This is a genomic window from Streptomyces sannanensis, from assembly GCF_039536205.1.
GTDB lineage: Bacteria > Actinomycetota > Actinomycetes > Streptomycetales > Streptomycetaceae > Streptomyces > Streptomyces sannanensis.
In genome coordinates, this window is the sequence record NZ_BAAAYL010000003.1 from 141,957 (window position 1) to 160,243 (window position 18,287).

Sequence of the window (18,287 nt, forward strand, 5' to 3'; positions counted from 1 at the left end):
ACTCGGCTGATTCAACTGTTGTGCTGGTAGGGACCCAAGGTCCGGCTCCCACATCCGGTGCCGCCCGAGGGCGGTTCCGGGTGAGGGAGCCGAGTCCGAAGACCCGGCGGGGTGCGGGGCGTCAGGCCGCGATCGGGAGGGGCGTGGCGGCCGGCGGCGCGATGCGCAGCTGCGCGGCGTAGGGGAGGAACACGTCGACCAGGCGCTCACGGACCAGCTCGGCGATCGACGGGTCCGTCGCGACGATGTCCCGGGCCGCGTCCATGCGGGCGGCGATCTCTGCGCCGGCCTCGTCACGCAGGCGGGAGTACGAGGTCTTCGGCCCGGCCACGATCGCGGCGGCGTACCGGCGCATCTCCCTCGGCGTGCCCGCCGGCTCGTACATCTCCAGCGGCGTCCCGAACGCCACGTCCAGGTCCACGTCGTCCCCAAACTCGGGGAGCGGCACCTCAACGGCGTCCAGGAGGGCGAGGGTCTCGGCGTCGAAAACCTCGGCGAGGCCGGCGGCGGGGGCGGAGACGAAGGCGTTCATGGGGTGGTGCTCCCTTCGTGGAGCGGGGCCGGTTGGTCCCGACGTGGCGCTTTGCCGACCGATCAACCTTATCGACATAGCTAACTTAGCTGATACAGTCTGGGGCGTGTCAAGCGGTTCGTTGATGGAGCTAGCTTCCCTAGCTAAGTTGAGGGGGTCGTCCTACGATGTCGCTCATGAGTAACGAGGCCGTTCAGCCGTACCAACGGATCGCCCAGGACTACGGCGAGAAGATCCGCCAGGGGCGACTCGCAGCCGGTACGAAGCTTCCTGGCATCCGGGAGCTTTCGGAGGAGTACGGCGTCGCGGCGGGCACAGTGCAGCGAGCCCTTACCGAGCTGCGAAACGCTGGACTGATCTACTCCCATCAGGGTCGCGGTTCCTTCGTCAGCAATTCCTCGGGCAACGCCGGCCAGGATCCAACTACGCTCGCCATAAAGGCGCTTGAATCCCAGGTCGCCGAACTTTCTGCACGTCTGGACAAGCTCGAGCAGGGGCGGGATGACTGACATCGACTCCCTCGTCCTGCCTCGCATGTCCATCACTCCCCGGTCGCTCTCGGCTTCGCTACGAAAGTTGTAGGACCGGACGCGGAGTGCGTTCTAGGTCTGACATGTGTCCAGCGGCTGGACACAACGAATGGAGACATGGAGGGGGATCAGCGTGGGGCAGAAGCCGAACGTCCTGACCCCAGAGGCGTCGCCCCTGGATCGCTTCGGCTATACGGTGCGGGAGCTCCGAGAGAGGAGCGGCCACACTCTACGCAGCCTCTCGGAGGCGGCCTTCATCTCGTACTCCAAGCTTTGGAAATGGGAGAACGGGAAGCGAGCACCGAAGCACCGCTCCGAGGTCCAAGAGCTCGACCGCCTGCTGAATGGCCGCGGGTTACTGGTCGAGTTATGGGAGCGCATCGACACCGGTGATTCCCCCCAGGGGCATGTGTCCGTTTCCAGGCTCCATGTGTCCGAATCATTGACGGACCTGGTCACGGCTACCTCCGGACAGGCAGGCTTGAACGATGACGACACGGACACGGTCGTCGCCCCCTGCCGCATCCACGGAAGGATCCTGTTCGTGCCCGTGCCCCGCCGCGTCGTCCTTGCCTCCGGTCTCGCCGGACTCGCCGCGACCGCGCTCCCGGCCCCAACGGCCACCGCCGAAACCGTGACCGCCGACATGGCGTCCCCCGTTGAGCACTTCGCGCAGCTCCGCCGGGTGATGATCCAGACCGACAACCTGATCGGCCCCCGTCACGTCCTGCCAGCGCTCCAGCAGCACCTCGCTCGGCTCGCCGCTCGCCGCCGCGCTTCCCGCGGCACCGACGCCGCAGCGCTCCTCGCGCTGGAGACCCGCTACGAGGAGCTGGCCGGCTGGCTCGCCCAAGACATCGGCGACGAGCGCACCGCCCAAGGCCATACCGCGAAGGCTCTGGACGCGTCTCACATCACGGGCGACACCGACCTCACCGCGTACATCCTCGGGCGCAAGGCCCAGCTGGCTGGCGACACTGGACATCCCGCCGACGCCCTCGGCCTCGCTGCCGCTGCCCGCCGCACCGCGCGGCCGGGCAGTCGTCTCGAGGTCATCGCTGTCATGCACCAAGCCCACGCGCACGCCGTCCTCGGCGACGGCACCGAGGCGCTCAACACGTACGACACCGCGCTAACGCTCCTCGGCCGCGCGGAATCCGACGGCATCTGGGGCTCCTGGCTCGACGAGGCGTACATCAGCACCGCCCGCGCCCGCTCCCTCGCCGCGCTCGGCGAGTACGGGCAGGCCGCCGCCGGCTTCGACACCGCCATCGCCGCGCTCCCGCCCACCTACCGGCGCGACCGCGGCGTCTACCTCGCCCGCGCCGCCCGCGCACACGCCGGCACCGGCAACATCCCGCTCGCCGCCCAGATCGGGCTGCAGGCTGTCGGCATCGCCGCCGAGACCGGATCCGCCCGGATCATCGGGCAGCTCGACCGTCTCGACCAGGCACTTGCCCCTGCCGCCCGGGAGGACGGCGTTGTCGAGTTCCGCGCCGCGCTCGACCGAATCGTCCTGCACCCCGCCTGACCCAGCCCACCACCTTGGAGCTCTCCGTGCCTCGCCCGTACGTCCTGCTGTCCGCCGCCGTCTCACTCGATGGCTACCTCGACACCCGCCCGGGCGAGGACCGACTCCTGCTCTCCAACTCCGCCGACTTCGACCGCGTCGACTCCGTACGCGCGAGCGTCGACGCGATCCTCGTCGGCGCTGGCACCCTCCGGGCCGACAATCCCCGCCTCCTAGTCAACTCGGAGGAGCGTCGGGCGGCCCGGGTCGCTGCTGGTCAGCCGGAGTACCCCCTGAAGGTCACCATCACCGGCACCGGCGACCTCGACCCCAACTGGAAGTTTTGGCACCACGGAGGCGAGAAGCTCGTCCTGGCCGTCGGCAACAAGGCCGCAGAGAGGGCACACGCCAACCTCGGCAACCTCGTCACCATCCAGGGCATCCCCACCGAGGCCACCTGGCAGACCGCCCTCGACGTACTCGGCGACATACACGGCGTCCAGCGACTCATGGTCGAGGGCGGCGGCGCCATCCACACCCAGCTACTCGCCGAATCGCTCGCCGACGAGCTCCAGCTCGTCATCGCCCCGCTCCTCGTCGGCCAGCCCGACGCCGTCCGCATGCTCGGCCCTGCCCACTACCTCGGCGGCCCCACCGCGCGCCTCCGCCTCCTGGAGACCCGCCAGATCGGCGACGTGGTACTCCTGCGGTACGCCCCCAAGGACATCTCCACGGAGCCCCGATGAGCACCACCCCCGCCAGCGCGAGCGCCCCCGGCATCGGCCGTAAACCCAACTCTGCGGACCGAGCCTGGCTCGCGCTCGCCTGCGAGCTCGCCACCCTCTGCCCGCCCTCGACGACCGCGTTCTCCGTGGGCGCGGTCATCGTCGCCGCCGATGGAACCGAGCTCGCCCGCGGCTACTCCCGCGAAGACGACCCGCTCGACCACGCCGAGGAAGCCGCGCTCGCTAAGCTCCCGGCCGGCGACCCCCGGCTCGGCAACGCCACGATCTACAGCTCCCTCGAACCCTGCGCCAGGCGTGCCTCCCGGCCCGTCCCTTGTGCCCAGCTAATCCGAGACTCCGGAATCCGCCGCGTCGTCACCGCCTGGCGCGAGCCGGACACCTTCGTGCTCGGAGCCGACGGCACAGAACTCCTCCAAGTCGCTGGCGTCACAGTCGTCGAACTTCCAGAACTCGCAGACGCCGCACAAACGCCGAACCGCCACCTCGTCGGCGGTGATCGGTGATGCAGCACATATTGGTGCGCAAGGCGAGGTAACGCACGCGAGCCCCAGAAGATGATCAGGCCCGGTTCGCCCCCGACGCGTCCGAGGAGGCAATGAAGTGTCCCGCTCCGCACCGGATCCCGGTCCAACTGCTATACACCGTCTCTGGGACGCGCACGGAACTTTGCTCTATGTAGGTCTGTCTAGTTCTCCTCGGGCTCGGTTCGTGCAACACGAAGGAGACAAACGTTGGTGGCCGGCCGTACAGCGTCGTGCTGAGACGTGGTACGAGACACACAGGGAGGCCGAAGCCGCCGAGAGAGCCACAATCGGGTGGGAGGCCCCTCTCTACAACCGCACAGACGAGAACGGCGCCAATCAGGCGCCGCGCGACTGCCCGGCCTCCGACACCCACAGCGAAGCGGCGCAAACCATCCAGTCCCTCCTCAAAGCAGGCCTCCGCGCGGGGCGCTACCACCGGTTTCGGTTCCTCCCAACACCCGTCGAGCTGGGACGGCACTACGGCCGGGCCGCCCGCGACGTATATGCGGCACTCGACGAACTGCAGAGCGTGGGTTTGGTCAATCGTGTGGGTTCCAACAGATACGTGCCCACCAATCTGGGCCAACCCCACGAGGAGACCGCCCGCGGCCTCATGCTCCAGGAGGTCATTGCGGGCCTCGGCAAGGAGCCGTTCACTAGGCAGGAAATTCGGTCGCTGACCGGCCGCTCGGCATTCGTCGTCGACCAATACGTCACTCTCCTAGTGGACGAGGGGCGACTGCAAGTCGTTGAGCAACTTGTGCCCGAATCGAGAGGACGGGCTGCCGTGCAATACGTCGTCGCCGCTGCCGAATTGGCGGCAGTCGGTGATGTACCCAAAGAGCGTCGACGGCCAGCAGAGCCGCCGTCGGCGGGCAAGGCCACCAGGGCCGTGGCGATCGCCGAGCTTAACGGCCGCGCCAAAGGAGCGACTCCGGCAGAGCGTGGTGCTGAAGTCGCCGCGCCTGCCGGACTGCAGTTCACGGTGACGGCTTCTCCCGGATGGAGATCGCATCGTGTATCTTTCAGGAAATCATCGATCTTGAAAGGCTGCACCGTGACCGACCCGGACCGCTTGAAGCGGGTCGATGCCCTACTGGACGACGTCCTGCCGCCGCCGCCCGTGCGCGCGAAGCTGCGCCTCGCGGCTGGCCTCACGCAGCAGGAAGTCGCGGAGGCCGTAGGCGTGAAGCGCCTTGCCGTAGCCCGTTGGGAGCTGGGGCAGACCCACCCCCGGCGCCCGCACCGTGCGGCCTACATGCACCTGCTCAACCGGCTCGCGGAGCGGTATCCCGATGCCGCGAAGCCGGATGAGGGCATGCCGACGCCGGCCTCCGAAGGGGGATCGGGATGACCTAATGGCCATCGGCCGCGCGCGCCGAGAAGCGGACTTACCACCCGCTGGCCTCGTGCGGCCCGTCTACCGACCGGATTAACCACCCGCGTCGGCCGCTCAGATCCCAGTTCTCGCTGGTCCTGAGCTGCGGCTCACCGAGCCGCTCATTTCAACCCGGCCCCTAACCAGGGCCACAAACGCACCACCGGCCACTAACCGCGGCCACCACAGCCACAGCAGCACCGGCTGTGCACCGAGCAATACCCCGGCCTGACGGCCGGCGCACTACCCGCACACCGCCCGGTGTCTCGCGGGCCCCCACCACAGGGGCTTCGCGATTCACCGCCACCGAGAAGAGAGGAGAAATCTCCCCCCGCCCGATCGGTGTCCGCCCGCTTCTCACGAAGGGGGCGCTCACCCTTCACATCCACTCGCCGACCACCCCGCTCCGCGGACTGTGTCAGCTTGCTTATGGAAGTTGGTGTCCCCGCCATAGTGCACGACCTGGTGTCCCCTTGTCAGCTTGGTCTTGTCCGTTTCACCCCGGTTCGGACTCGGCGAGCTTCCCGTATGACGGGATGGGTGCGGCTTTCGCGTCGCTTTGTGCAACTCGAACCGGAAATTGGATTTCCGGTAGGAACCTACGAGAACGGGGCTTCCGGCGGGCGTGACGCGCGGGCTCTGTCCACAGGCCCGGCCTCGCAGCATCGCGGGATGCTCGACTACTGTCCGTCGCCCATCGCTGCCCTCCGGGGTGCTCTGTGAGCGCCGTGGCGGCGTCGGCCGCTGTGATGGTTCCCACTCCGCGTGCGTCGGTCGACGACGCCGCGGCCGCCATGCTGCCGATGTTGTTCGTACCGGAGGCGTCGCAGTGGCTGTCGACGTCGACGGGGCGGGTCGCGCTGGACGGCTACTCGTGGATGCAGGCGGTCCACTGGGTGGCCGGGTCCGGGCTGTACGACCCGCGTCGGTACCGCTCGCACGGGCCGCGCTCGTTCGGCGTGACGACCGTGCGCGTCGCCCAGGAGCTCGCGCAGCTGTCGCCGTGCCGTCCGGGCATCGATTACCTGGTGCGCCGCACCGGCTTGTCGGAGCGGTCGGTGGAGTACCACCTGGGGATGCTGCGGGAGGCCGGACTGCTCGCGTACGTCGTGCGTGGCACCCGGGTGCGGGGCGCGGCAGCGCAGGCGTCAGAGTTCGCCCGGATGATCCCGCTGGAGTTCGACGTGGCGCTGGGCGTCCGTACGGCCGGGGAGGGCATCGGGCGGCGGATGACCGGCATCGCGGCCGGCCGGGAGCTGATGGCGAAGCTGGCGAAGAAGGCGTCGCGGAAGGTGCGTAAGCCACGCTCGAAGACGGCGGCGAAGAGTGCCCGCAAGGGTGCTGACCAGGGTGTGACGGCTGTTTCCGGTGAGGTCCGTTGCACCCCAATAGAGGGTGGTTCCTCAACTGCCTCTACTGCGGGTACTACTTCCTTCCCCCCTGAGAGCAAGCTCGCAAGCGGGCAGAGCAAGTCCCCCACCCCGAAGAAGGTCAAGCGCGGCCGCCGGAAGCTCAACAGCGTCGGGCGCCGTTTCCAGCTGGCCGGTGAGCTGGTCCGCCGGGTGCCGTGGATGGGCCGGGCCTCGGTGCCCCGGATCGCCTGGATCCTGCGCGAGGTTGCGGACGCAGGCTGGACCACCGATGAGGTGATTGCGTTCCTGGACTGCGGGGATGCCCCGGAGCGGGTGCACCGGCCGTCAGGGTTCCTCGCCGGGCGGCTGAAGGGGGCGGTGGCCCTGTGGCCGAACGCTGAGGGCCGGGCGCGCGCCGTCCAGGCGTACCGGGACTCCCGCCGCGCGGAGCAGGCCCGCCATCAGCAGTGGGAGGGTGACTGGCAGGCGCCGCGCAGCAAGTCGGTCCGCCGCCTGGTCGCCGAAGCCTTCGCCCCCCGCCCGCAGCAGCAGTACGAGGACGGCGGCGACGTCGTGGCCGCCGATGCCGTGACCGGCGTCGACGACCTCAGCGAGGACGAGCGGGCTGACCTGAAGGCGACAGCCTGGGGCGAGTTCATGCGCGGCGAGACCACGCTCGTCACCTCCACGGTCGACGTGTATGGGCGTCCTGCCGCTGAGCGGATCTACGGCGCTGACCTGGTGCAGCGCGCACTTCGCCTCGCGAGCGGCAGCCGCAGCTCGCTGATGGCCCTGGGACGCCGGTAGGAGGCCACGATGACCGAGACGACCACCAGCCAGCAGGAGCAGCCGGGCCCGGCCGCCGGGGAGCCGTGCGGCGTCGACCTCGCCCGGGTCGCGCTGCACCAGGCCCGCGAGGCCGCCAAGACCCGCGGCGAGGGCGGCACCCGCAAGACGAAGCGGCGCACCCGCACCGCGGCCGCGCGCCGCGACGGCCGCGAGCCGACCGGGTTCGCCACCGTGCTCCAGGGCCTGCTGGCCGACCGCGCCTGGGACATCCCGGCCGTCGGCGGCAGCGTCCTGGACCGTTGGCCGGACATCGCGGCCGCCGTCTCCCCGCAGCTGCCGAGCCATGTCACGGCCGCCGCGTTCCACCCAGAGACCAAGCAGCTGGACCTGCGCCCGGACTCGCCCGCCTACGCCACCCAGCTCCGGCTGATCAGCTCGCGGATCGTCGCCACGGTGAACAGCGCGGTCGGCACCGGCGCGGTGCGCACCGTGAGGGTTCTGCCGGTCGGCGCTGCGCCCGCGCCTCGTACGCCGCAGCCTGTCCCGGCGGCAGCAGCGATGCCCGGTGCGCCGGTGAAGACGAGGGAGACGGCGTCCTCGGGCTATAAGGAGGCCCTTGCCGTACACCGGGCAGTCACCCTTCCGAGTCGCATCGACGCCTCGATCACGGAAGCGGTGGAGCGGCAGACCGCCGCGATGCGCGCGCTGAGCCGTCAGGCGTTTCCTGAGCCGGACGATGCCCCTGCCCCGATTGAGACGGCCCTGGCTCAGCGCCGCCGTCAGGCCAGTGCTTCCCACGCTGCCGCGCTGCGCCGGGCCCGGGCGGAGCGGGCAGGTGCGTCAGCGGCTGGCCCGGAAGCCGGACCGGTCGCGCAGACAGCATGAGCGGCGATGGAAGTCACCACCCCACCCCTATTTCAAACGAAAGTTCGAATATGAAAGTGTGGAAAGGGATCGGATGCGGTCGGATAGCGGCGTACGCATCCCAGCACTCCGGCCGGGACGGCATCGTTAGGCAGCGCACCGTGAGGGTGGGCCACTGCAGTGGCGTCGTAGGCACGAGCGTGGGAGGGGACCGGTGAGCGACCGCAGCTCTATCGAGTGGACTGAGGCGACCTGGAACCCGACGACGGGTTGCGACCGGGTGTCGGCCGGCTGTGATCATTGCTATGCCCTCACCTTGGCCAGGCGGCTGAAGGCGATGGGGTCGGCGAAGTACCAGAACGACGGGGATCCGCGCACCTCGGGCCCGGGGTTCGGGCTGGCGCTGCACCCGGATGCCCTGCGCGTGCCGTACGGCTGGAAGAGCCCGCGCACCGTGTTTGTGAACTCCATGAGCGACTTGTTCCATGCGCGGGTGCCGCTCGACTACGTGCGCCAAGTCTTCGAAGTGATCGCGGATACGCCGCAGCACACCTACCAGGTCCTGACCAAGCGGGCGCGGCGCCTGCGGACGGTCGCGGACCGCCTTCGGTGGCCGGCCAACCTGTGGATGGGTGTGTCGGTGGAGACCGTGAAGGAATTGCCGCGGGTAGACGAACTGCGACATGTTCCGGCGGCCGTGCGGTTCCTGTCGTGCGAGCCGCTCCTCGGTCCGCTCACCGGCCTGGACCTGTCCGGCATCGACTGGGCGATCGTCGGCGGTGAATCCGGTCCCGGTGCCCGGCCGATGCAGCCCGAGTGGGCCACTGACATCGTCAACCGGTGCCGGCGCTCCGGGACGGCGCCGTTCGTCAAACAGCTCGGCTCTTGCTGGGACAGGACGCACCACAAGGACATCACATGGTTCCCCGCCGGCCTGCAGGTGCGCGAGTACCCGCAGGTCAGGGACAGCGCTCCCGTCTGACCGGCGCGCCATTTCAGGCAGCGGCGGGCAGGCTGACCAAACTCTTGCTGGTCAGTCTGCCCGTCGACTGGACCACGGCGGAGCCGTCCTGCCGCATCTGCCGCACTGCTTTCAGAGCGTGGGTGGGCATCCAGCGGGACGTCTCGGTCAGCAGCCACTGCCCGATGGTCTCCACGGTGGCGTTGCCGAGCGCGAGGCGCTGGGTGACCAGCTCCAGCAGTTCCGGGTCGCAGGCCCCGGCGGCCTGGAAGATGTCGAGCTGCCCGACCGCTTCGGCTCCGCGGGTGCGGGGGTCCTGGAAGCTCTCGCCGTCGCGGTCGTCGACCTTCCACATCGCTTCCTTCATTGCCCTCAGTCCCGCGTCGCTGCCGGTGCCGAAGACGAGGTATAGGTGCTGCCCGGTGCGGGGCACGAGCCGGAACTGCAACTGGTAGCCGAAGCCGGCCCGGCGCAGCGCGCTGCGGTAGGTACCCAGCCACGCACGCCACCGTTCATCGGGCCGGGCTTCGTCGGCGGCCGGCGTCCAGTACCCGCGGCCGCCGAAGACCGCATCGAGGATGTCCGCGTTCAGTTCCTCGCGGCGGCTGAACCAGTTGGGACCGAAGGTGGTGATGACCTCGCTGGAGCGGTTGCGGGCGATCCGCCGTGTCACCTCCAGCGGCACGTTCACGCTGCCCCAGCTGTCGAAGATGCCGAGGATCGGGTGGCCCCAGGCTCCCAGCTCGGTAAGCACGGGCAGGCTGTCCCGGCCGGCTTCCCCGCGCCGGACCTCCACGCGCACCGGCAGGTCGGACAGCTTCCCGAACCGGTCCGTCAGCTCGGACAGGAGATGTTCGTGGCGGGCCCGGTCCTTCTCAATGAAGACCAGGTGCACCCTGCGAGGACTGAGATGCATCCGGTCGACGGCGGTGTGGTGCAGGAGCCGGTCCAGGATGAACACCGGGGAGCCGGGTTCGCCGCCCTCGTACCGGCCGGGGCCGGCAAACGCGTCCAGCAGCGTCACTCGGGGCCGGGCGTATCCGGTGCGCTGGGAGGTCTGCAGCAGGATCGGCCACCAGGCGTCGAGATACCGCTGGTACAACCGATGCTTCGCTGCCGTAGCTGGCTCCAACGGCCACAGAACACCCATGCCGGCCCCCCCTCGGACAACAGAATGTGGCACAGATTGTCCGCTGAGTACCTGTCAGACGCCAGAGCGCATTCGCGCCCGCCTGGACATGCCGCGCCCGGCCCTTCGACAGTCCCGTGCCGCGCGAGCCCAGCGGAACAGAGCGGCAGCGACGTTCCGGCACAGCAAAACGGTTGGAACGAAGCGAGCCGATCCCTCTGAGACGGCGTGGCGCGAAACGCCTCGCCTGCGCTGACCCACCCCGTCCGTAGGAGAACAGGCGCGCCTCAGCCGGCTCACGTTCCGGTCCGGCCCCCGGACCGTCTCTATCGAAGCTGCCTTTCTGGAAGCCCGTCACCTGACCTCGGCAACACCGAGAACGATGGCCCCGCCGCATGCAGCCCCAGCGTCGGACCGGATCAGCAGCACCTGCGCCAAGTCCGCGGCGTCGGCCACGCCACGGGTGCCGGTCCGCTCGGCGAGCCAGACGTGGAACTCCTCCCAGACCTCCCAGTCCCGGGCGTAGCCGTCCCGGGTCTACTTCGGCCGGATGCGGTTCAGGTGCCCTGTATCCGACTCCAGCGCCTTGAGGACGGCGGCCGCCGCCGGGTTGTACGCCCCGACCGCGCCTTCGGCGGGCACGCCATCGTCGACCAGCTCGGCGTCGACGACCTCGACGTGCTCAAGGTCGGTGGTCATCGGGGGGGCCTTTCGTCTCGGCAGGGGTGAGGAATAGGGCTGGCGTGTTTCTATCGGGGTCTTTGAGAGCAGGTAGGGCAGGTTGTTCGGGAGCCGGGGGTACATCGGCGAGTTTGGGAGCCACCTGGGGGTTGAGCGGATGACATGCCGCTGATGGAGTAATCAAAGGCATGGGCTGTTTGGCCCTTCACGCTTTGCCTGTTGATCACGGTCGTGTCAGGAGATCCGTGTGTACAGGTCGCGTGAGTGGATCTTTGAGCGGATCCGCCGGGACAAGCGTGTGGACCCGTCGGTGTCGGGGCGGATGCTGGCCCAGCGGTACAGGGTGTCGCGGAACACGGTGGCGAAGGCGTTGACCCAGCCGGTGCCGCCGAAGCGGAAGAAGCCGCCGCCCCGGGCGAGTGTGCTGGAGCCGGTGAAGGGCTTCATCGACGCGATGCTGCGGGAGGACCTGGCGGCGCCGCGCAAGCAGAAGCACACGATCAGCCGGGTGATGGAGCGGCTGGCGGCTGAGCACGACTTCGAGCTCGCCTCCTACACGACGGTGCGTGACTACATGGCCAGACGGCGTCCGGAGCTGGTCTTGGAGGCCAGGGAGGGGCGCCGGCATCTGGAGGGTGTTGTTCCGCAGACGAAGCAGCCGGGCGAGGAGGCCGAGGTCGACTTTGCGGACGTCTGGCTGGACCTGGCCGGGCAGCGGCGCAAGTGCGTGCTGTTCACGCTGCGGATGTCGTATTCGGGCAAGGCGGTGCACCGCGTCTATGCGACGGCATCGCAGGAGGCTTTCCTGGAAGGGCACGTCGAGGCGTTCGAGGCGCTGGGCGGCTGCCCGACGGTCCACATTCGCTATGACAATCTCAAGCCAGCGGTCAAGCAGGTGCTGTTTGGCCGTTCGCGCACGGAGACGGCCCGGTGGGCGGCGTTCAGGTCGTGGTACTCGTTCTCGGCGTTCTACTGCACCCCTGGTGAGGAAGGCGCCCACGAGAAGGGCGGGGTCGAGCACGAGGGCGGGCGGTTCCGCCGCAAGCACCTGGTCCCGCCGCCCGAGGTCGAGACGCTGGCCGAGCTGAACGAGCGTCTGGCCGCGATCGATCTGGCCGAGGATGCCCGGCACGTCCATGGCCGTCCGACCTCGATCGGGTTCGACTTCGAAGCCGAGCGCGAGCTGCTGCGGCCCCTGCCTGCGGACGGATACGACTGCGGGATCGACCTGACACCGGTGGTCCAGCGCAACGGTCGCATCACGGTCCGTCAGAGCTACTACTCGGTGCCGGCGAAGTTTATCGGCGCCAAGGTCCGGGTGAAACTGCGGGCCAACGAGCTTCTGGTCTTCGACGGCCGCAAGATCGTCGCTCGGCACCCGCGGCTGACGCGCCGATACACCGCCCACGACATCCTCGACCACTACCTGGAAATCCTGCTGGTGCGCCCCGGCGCGTTCGCCGGGGCTTCGGCCCTCGCACAAGCCAGGGCCGAAGGCACCTTCACCAAGACCCACGAAGCGTTCTGGGCCGCGGCCAAGGCCAAGTGCGGTGACAGGGACGGCACCCGGCTGCTGATCGAAGTGCTGCTACTGCACCGTCAGCTGCCCGCCGAAGCCGTCGTCGCAGGGATGGCCACGGTCGTCAAGGTCGGCTCGGTCAATCCCGACCTGGTGGCCATCGAGGCCCGCAAGGCGATCGAGGACAGCGACCTCGACGAGGCCGACGGCACCGAGGCCGATGCCTGTGACGACCAGGACGGCGACGCGGAGGCCGGCGGCACGGCGGACGAGGGCGCGAAGGTGATCTCCCTGCACGCCCGGCGCCTGCCGCCCGATCCACGCACCCAGCTGCCGGACATGTCCAAGTACGACCGGCTGCTTGCGCCGCCGGCACCGCCGAGGAAACAGCAGAAAGGCACGAGCGCATGAGCCCCACCAAGACGGCCGAGGCCCCTGCGGCCGAGCAGGTCCCGCCCACCAGGATGCCGCTGCCCGGCGATCCCGAGGACGCGGCGATCGACGAAGCTTGCCGGGACCTGCGGCTTCCCGCGTTCCGTGAACGGTTCGTGGAGCTGGCCGCCGACGCCCGGCGCAAGCAGTCGACCTACAAGCAGTTCCTCCTGGACCTGCTGCGGACCGAGGTCGCCGACCGCGACGTCCGCCGTCAGCAAAGGCTCGTCCGCGCGGCGAAATTCCCCCGGCCCAAGCGGCTGGAGGACTTCGACTTCGACAAGAACCCCAACGTCTCCCCGGAAGTCGTCGCCGATCTGAAGTCCACGTCCTGGGTCCGTGAGGGCCGTCCGCTGGTGCTGATCGGTGACTCCGGAACTGGCAAGTCCCACCTACTGATCGGCGTCGGTACCGCGATCGCGGAGGCCGGACTGTCCGTCCGCTACATCACCACCCAGGCCCTGGTGAACGAGCTCGCCGAAGCCGAGGCGGCCAGACGGCTGTCCTCGCTCATGGCCCGCTACACCAAGGTCGACCTGCTCTGCCTGGACGAGTTCGGCTACGCGAACCTGGACAAGAAGGGCGCCAAGCTGCTGTTCCAGATCTTCACCGAACGCGAGGAACGCAAGGCCACCGCGGTCGCCACGAACTCCCCGTTCGCCGAGTGGGACAAGACCTTCGGCGACCGCCGGCTCTGCGCGGCCATCGCCGACCGCATCACGTTCCGCTGCAGCCTGATCCAGACCGGCACCGAGTCCTACCGGCTCCAGGCCACCTGCGACGAACGCTCGATCTGACATCGTGCCGCCCCGGCCGCACACTCGCCGGAAAACGGAGCCGGGCCCTTTCGCACCGTGCCTGTCAGGGACACGGACCGACAGGGCCCGGTGACACACAAGCTATCGCCATCCACCGCCGAATCACGGCGGACACTCCACGCCCCCGAGCGTGACGTCACCCATTAGAGGTGGCTACCGATGCCATGGCTCCCGATCCCGCCGATGCGGTGGCCTGCTCGACTGCCACCACGGCGCAACAATCCGCACCATCCTGGCCCTTCCAGGCCGCCAAGCATTCGAGACCGCGGGAGCCTACCGGGGTGCAGACGAATTCTGGGTCTTCCCTGACTGATCGCGCACCGCTCCACCGGGCCGTGCCCGGCAACGATCGGGCCGCACGACTGCCTCCAGGCACAGCCCCACCGGACTGCGGTCCCAAGCATCACTTCTCCCACTCCCGACAAAGTCGCGTCACTGCAGTCCGGCAAAACCACTACGTGGATGGACTATCCGTGGCCGGGGACGGAACCGCTTCCATCGTGGGCGCTGGAACATGCCCGGTGGAGATGCGTGCTTTTCGCCATGGCAGGAGCAGCGCGCTCGCCATGCACAGCAGGCCGGCGATGAGCAGGGCGCCGCGGACCCCGGCTGCGGCGCCGATGAGGCCACCAATGATCATGAAGGCTGCCTGGCATGTCTTCGAGCCGACAGACCAGGAGGTGCTGACGCGGGACATGAAGGCGTCCGGTGTGGCCGCCATCCGATACGTGGTGAAAGACGGATTGAAAACCCCGGCGGAGAGAAGCAGGCCGAAGTCGGCTGCCACGATGACGAACACGCCGAGGGCACCGGACGGCGTCAGAGGCATGAGGATCGTCCAGAGCGTGCGCGCAACACCGGACAGCAGCAGAATGCGACGCTGTCCGAAGTGCCGGGTGAGCAGCGGGGCCAGACGTGAGCCCAGCACGCCGCCCAGGCACGGCAGCCCCAGAGCAAGTCCGTATTGCCACGGTGCCAGTTCGAGGTCTTCCAGCATGAGGACGGCCATCAGCGGTGAGGCCATCATGATGGATCCGCCGAAGAGCAGGGCGTTGAAGAACAGCGGCCGCAGTCCTGGGTGGCGCAGGAGGTATTGCCAGCCGGCCGCGATGTCGCGGCCCAGGTGAGCGGTGGCGGCGCGGGCCGGTGGCACTGGTTCTGGCTGCCGGATGCGACGGATCCCCAGGGCTGATCCGAGGAAGGACAGTGCGTCGACCACCAGGGTGGCGGCCGCGCCCAGTGCTCCGATCAGGAGCCCGCCGATGGGCGGGCCGGCGCTGACGCTGATCCAGTTGGTTGTCTCGAAGTGGCTGTTGGCACGAAGGCGGTGCTCGGGCAGGACAAGTGCCTTCAGGTGTGCCCCGCTCGCCGCGTCGAAGGCGACAGACGCCGCCGTCTGAAGAACGCCGACGACACACAACTGGGCGAAGGTGAGCTTGTCGAAAGCCATGGCGACCGGAATGCTCGCCAGCAGCACACAGCGTGCCAGGTCGGCGGTGATCATAACCGGCCGCTTGTACTGATGCTCGATACGCGCACCGAGCGGTAGAGCGATCACCGCACTGGCCACCGCGGACAACGCAGCGAGCACAGAAACCTGGAACGCCGAGGAACCCAGCACCAGAAGGGCGATCAGCGGCAACACCCCCATGCCGACGGCGCTGCCCGCTGCGCTGACCGCGTAGGCGCCCCACAGCCGCCGGAAGTCCTGCCCGAGCGTGCTCCGCCGTACCAACCGAACCTCCTGAGGTGCGAAAGCGCTCAGCGTAGTGAATCGGATCACCCTCCACCCCGTAATCAGGCCGCCACCGGACGCACTTCAAAGCTGAGATCAGAAACAGGTACTGGCATCACCCGATAGGGGTGGCTCCCGATCTCATTGACGATCATGAACCTGTGACGGATCCATCCTCGTCACGGACGGAGCAAAGTGGCTCCCAATCCCACCGATGCAGTGGCTCCCGTTCACCCCGCCAAAATCAGCTGGCGTCTCGACGAGCTCGACCTCCCGGGCAAAACGATGGTGTCGTCCGAGCGGTACATCGAGCCCAACGAGGGCCGTTGCTACTGGATCACCGAGCAGCAGATCCACGAGACGTCGCTCGAGCACGCGCCCGCCGCTGACGATGGCGCCGCCGAGGACGTACGGCCGCACCCCGAGCCCGACCCCGACCCGGAGCCGCCGACGCCTCCGTCCGGCGGTGGCGGTCCGCACGGCAGCCGGCCAGTCCTCACTGTGGTCCCCACGTTCCCGGACGGCTCCCGAATCCCGGAGAACAAGCTGCCCTCACACATCCATCGGCCCGTGGCTGTCGCAGTGGGTCGCCGACGGGTGGGTGGAGGAGGCCCCTGACAAGCGCGACCGCGCCGTCGTTTTCGTCCTCACCGCCGCCCAGCACACCCCTGCCCCCGACACCCCCGCCACGAACGAGGAGAACCCCGCATGCCCCGCAAGCCTGTGATCCCGTCGAACGTCTACCGGCCGATGGCACAGCACTACCCCGTGGACCGGTACCAGGCTGGGGCGTGCCAGTACGGCCACGGGCACGGCCAGGCCCCGGTGCAGCAGATCGTCATCAAGCAGGCCGACCCGTGGGTCCGGTACGTGGCGATCGGCTTCGCCGGCGCGGGCATCGGGTTGATGCTGCTCGCGGGCCTGGTCGTCACGCTCGTCGCGGCGGGAGCGTGCGCCATATGCGTCGCGGTCCTGGTCCGCTCGGCCAGGTGGATGTTCGCCAAGCAGTCGGGCCCGAAGTAGGCCACAGAGATTTTACTTGCCCTTGACCTAGGTGTTCTGGTGGCTCGACTGATTGGGCAAGGGACGGGCCCCAGGCCGATGTTGCGGCTCAACTCCTGAATTCCCGTGGTATTGCTGAGCAGTTCAGGCCTCGGATGTCCCTTCATCCGGAGGTTCGTGCGCTCTAAGCTGGAGCCCTCTTCGATCGAACGGACAGGCTGAGCGGGTGCCCCCGGCGCACGCCCCGGGTCACCCTCCAGGCTTGTCCGGGCGTGCGCAACACGAGGAGACGCAATGTCGACGACCAACGCCACCGGCACCGAGCCGGAGCCGCACGAACCGGAAGACTCTGGGGAGAGCGGCGAGGCTGGGGAGGAGACAGAGCGTCACAGCAGGGCCGACCGCTTCAAGCGGTTGGGAAGTGAGGCAGCCACTGTGGTGGCCATGGGATTCGTTGCGGCGATCGGAGACGAAGTCGTCCGGCAGATCCTCGAATGGCTGTCCAGCCGGTTCTGAAACGCAGAACGGCCCGGTAGGCGCCGGGCCGTTGCCACTCTGCGGTGACGTGGATGAAGGGTCGCCGACTCCTTAGGTTGCAGCCGGAGGGGGTCGGTCGACCTTCTTTTTGGCTGCGACGGCCGGACACTACGCACGCGCGGACCTGGCCGATGCTTCCTGTTTCTCTTCCTGACTTCCTGATCTCGGGAGCAATGTTGCTCGTGAGAAACGTTGCTCCCGACACGTTCAGACTAGCAAGTCAGCGAACTCCGCAGTGCGCTGCGGCGGTCCCCACTTCCCCTGTAGCCGGCGTCACCGGCTGCCGGCCGTGGCATGATCCCCGGTCATGGGGAGATTCAGGTGGGGGAAGACAGTTGGTGCGCTGGTCACGGTCGTGACCGTGGCGGCCGTGGGCGGCTGCAGCAGCCCGGACGGCACGAGCACCGCGAAGCCGGCGGCGGTGAAGACGGTGAGCGTGGTGGACGCCACGAGCACGTTCAAGGCCGCGGTGGAGGAGTTCGACGCGACCGGCGGCTGCACCGACGCGGAGCCAGGGACGTGCTGGGAGCAGATGCAAGCGCTCATGGAGCCCGCGCGCACCCTGCGGAAGGCGATGAACGCGGAGAAGTCCGTGGGCCCGGAGTTCTGGACGGATGCGTACGCGCTGATCGACAAGATGGAGAAGGGCATCGCTGTAGGGGAGGACAAGGGGGCCACGGCCGTCGGCACGAACCGGCCCGACGTCTTCGGCTCCGCCCACGAGTTGTCGGACTGGCTCGATCAGAACCCCGTCTCGTAGGGGACCCGCTCGTATAGCTGCTGCCAACGCTCCGTAGCCGGGACCAGGTCACCGATCCAGCCTGGGGCTGATCGCCGCGGGCGACTCAGCCGCGTACCGTGCGGCGGCGCGTATGCCCGCTGTACCAGGGCAGCGCCAGGCCGTCGTTCTCTCGCCGGGGTACCAGGTGCAGATGAAGGTGGAACACCGACTGCGTGGCCTCCCGGCCCCGCGAAGTGATGATGTTCATCGGAGCGTCGCCGGCAGCAAGTTCGGCCGCGCGTCGCATCGTCACGGCCGACACCTCCGGGTCCTCACCGAAGTCGGCCACGTGCTGCTTGGGAATGACCAGCGTGTGCCCCTCCACGACCGGACCGAGCGGAACGATCGCGAGCGCGTCGCCCCACTCCCGTACCACGGTGGCCGGCGCCCGCCCGGAAACGATCTCGCAGAACACACAGCCGGAGTCAGTCACGTCACGATCCTGTTCGAGCTCGATGCTTCCTCAG

General features: G+C 68.6%; 17 protein-coding genes and 1 pseudogene. 13 read left to right on the forward strand and 5 right to left on the reverse strand.

Translation table 11 applies throughout. The features are described 5' to 3' along the window. Positions 1–121: 121 nt before the first annotated feature. Positions 122–532 carry a hypothetical protein gene (locus tag ABD858_RS35830; RefSeq protein ID WP_345045720.1) on the reverse strand — a complete coding sequence of 137 codons (411 nt, stop codon included), beginning with the start codon at positions 530–532 and terminating at the stop codon, positions 122–124. Positions 533–708: 176 nt separating this feature from the next. On the opposite strand from ABD858_RS35830, the gene ABD858_RS35835 reads away from it, so the two are divergent. From ABD858_RS35835 to ABD858_RS35865, 7 genes and pseudogenes are all read left to right on the forward strand, one after another. Further along, positions 709–1,041: a GntR family transcriptional regulator gene (locus tag ABD858_RS35835; protein WP_345045722.1), complete on the forward strand. Its 333-nt coding sequence runs from the start codon at positions 709–711 to the stop codon at positions 1,039–1,041. Between the two features lie 130 nt (positions 1,042–1,171). Continuing rightward, positions 1,172–2,593 carry a helix-turn-helix domain-containing protein gene (locus tag ABD858_RS35840; RefSeq protein WP_486389252.1) on the forward strand — a complete coding sequence of 474 codons (1,422 nt, stop codon included), beginning with the start codon at positions 1,172–1,174 and terminating at the stop codon, positions 2,591–2,593. A 26-nt stretch (positions 2,594–2,619) separates the two neighbouring features. Next, positions 2,620–3,821: pseudogene (locus ABD858_RS35845) on the forward strand (dihydrofolate reductase family protein). A gap of 205 nt (positions 3,822–4,026) precedes the next feature. Next, positions 4,027–5,196, forward strand: a complete 1,170-nt coding sequence (locus tag ABD858_RS35850) for a helix-turn-helix transcriptional regulator (RefSeq protein ID WP_345045727.1) — start codon at positions 4,027–4,029, stop codon at positions 5,194–5,196. A 743-nt stretch (positions 5,197–5,939) separates the two neighbouring features. Beyond that, positions 5,940–7,379: a helix-turn-helix domain-containing protein gene (locus tag ABD858_RS35855; protein ID WP_345045730.1), complete on the forward strand. Its 1,440-nt coding sequence runs from the start codon at positions 5,940–5,942 to the stop codon at positions 7,377–7,379. Between the two features lie 9 nt (positions 7,380–7,388). Next, positions 7,389–8,246, forward strand: coding sequence for a DciA family protein (locus ABD858_RS35860; protein ID WP_345045732.1), 858 nt, complete (start codon positions 7,389–7,391; stop codon positions 8,244–8,246). Positions 8,247–8,439: 193 nt separating this feature from the next. Continuing rightward, complete coding sequence (locus ABD858_RS35865) at positions 8,440–9,207, forward strand: DUF5131 family protein (RefSeq protein ID WP_345045735.1); 768 nt, start codon at positions 8,440–8,442, stop codon at positions 9,205–9,207. A 13-nt stretch (positions 9,208–9,220) separates the two neighbouring features. On the opposite strand, the gene ABD858_RS35870 is transcribed toward ABD858_RS35865, so the two are convergent. Next, positions 9,221–10,336, reverse strand: a complete 1,116-nt coding sequence (locus tag ABD858_RS35870) for a three-Cys-motif partner protein TcmP (RefSeq protein ID WP_345045738.1) — start codon at positions 10,334–10,336, stop codon at positions 9,221–9,223. Between the two features lie 516 nt (positions 10,337–10,852). Further along, positions 10,853–11,014 (reverse strand): hypothetical protein, encoded by a 162-nt coding sequence (locus tag ABD858_RS35875; RefSeq protein WP_345045741.1) that lies wholly within the window; start codon positions 11,012–11,014, stop codon positions 10,853–10,855. Positions 11,015–11,243: 229 nt separating this feature from the next. Between ABD858_RS35875 and istA the strand changes: the two genes are divergently transcribed. Continuing rightward, positions 11,244–12,926 carry an IS21 family transposase gene (gene istA / locus ABD858_RS35880; protein WP_425586134.1) on the forward strand — a complete coding sequence of 561 codons (1,683 nt, stop codon included), beginning with the start codon at positions 11,244–11,246 and terminating at the stop codon, positions 12,924–12,926. 53 nt (positions 12,927–12,979) lie between these two features. Continuing rightward, positions 12,980–13,744: an IS21-like element helper ATPase IstB gene (gene istB, locus ABD858_RS35885; protein WP_425586302.1), complete on the forward strand. Its 765-nt coding sequence runs from the start codon at positions 12,980–12,982 to the stop codon at positions 13,742–13,744. 475 nt (positions 13,745–14,219) lie between these two features. Here istB and ABD858_RS35890 read toward each other — a convergent pair whose 3' ends face one another. Continuing rightward, complete coding sequence (locus tag ABD858_RS35890; RefSeq protein ID WP_345034137.1) at positions 14,220–15,500, reverse strand: MFS transporter; 1,281 nt, start codon at positions 15,498–15,500, stop codon at positions 14,220–14,222. A gap of 219 nt (positions 15,501–15,719) precedes the next feature. Here ABD858_RS35890 and ABD858_RS35895 point away from each other — a divergent pair, with 219 nt between their 5' ends. The 4 genes from ABD858_RS35895 (at position 15,720) to ABD858_RS35910 (ending at position 17,799) form a co-directional block, all read left to right on the forward strand. Continuing rightward, positions 15,720–16,118, forward strand: coding sequence for a hypothetical protein (locus ABD858_RS35895; RefSeq protein WP_345045744.1), 399 nt, complete (start codon positions 15,720–15,722; stop codon positions 16,116–16,118). Between the two features lie 90 nt (positions 16,119–16,208). Further along, positions 16,209–16,523 carry a hypothetical protein gene (locus ABD858_RS35900; protein ID WP_345045747.1) on the forward strand — a complete coding sequence of 105 codons (315 nt, stop codon included), beginning with the start codon at positions 16,209–16,211 and terminating at the stop codon, positions 16,521–16,523. Between the two features lie 273 nt (positions 16,524–16,796). Then, positions 16,797–17,018 carry a hypothetical protein gene (locus ABD858_RS35905; protein ID WP_345045749.1) on the forward strand — a complete coding sequence of 74 codons (222 nt, stop codon included), beginning with the start codon at positions 16,797–16,799 and terminating at the stop codon, positions 17,016–17,018. A 328-nt stretch (positions 17,019–17,346) separates the two neighbouring features. Next, the gene (locus ABD858_RS35910; protein ID WP_345045751.1) at positions 17,347–17,799 is read left to right on the forward strand and encodes a hypothetical protein; all 453 of its coding nucleotides are present in this window, start codon (positions 17,347–17,349) and stop codon (positions 17,797–17,799) included. A gap of 85 nt (positions 17,800–17,884) precedes the next feature. Here the strand turns inward: ABD858_RS35910 and ABD858_RS35915 are convergent, their stop codons facing one another. Further along, positions 17,885–18,253, reverse strand: a complete 369-nt coding sequence (locus ABD858_RS35915) for an HIT family protein (RefSeq protein WP_345045754.1) — start codon at positions 18,251–18,253, stop codon at positions 17,885–17,887. Positions 18,254–18,287: the final 34 nt, after the last annotated feature.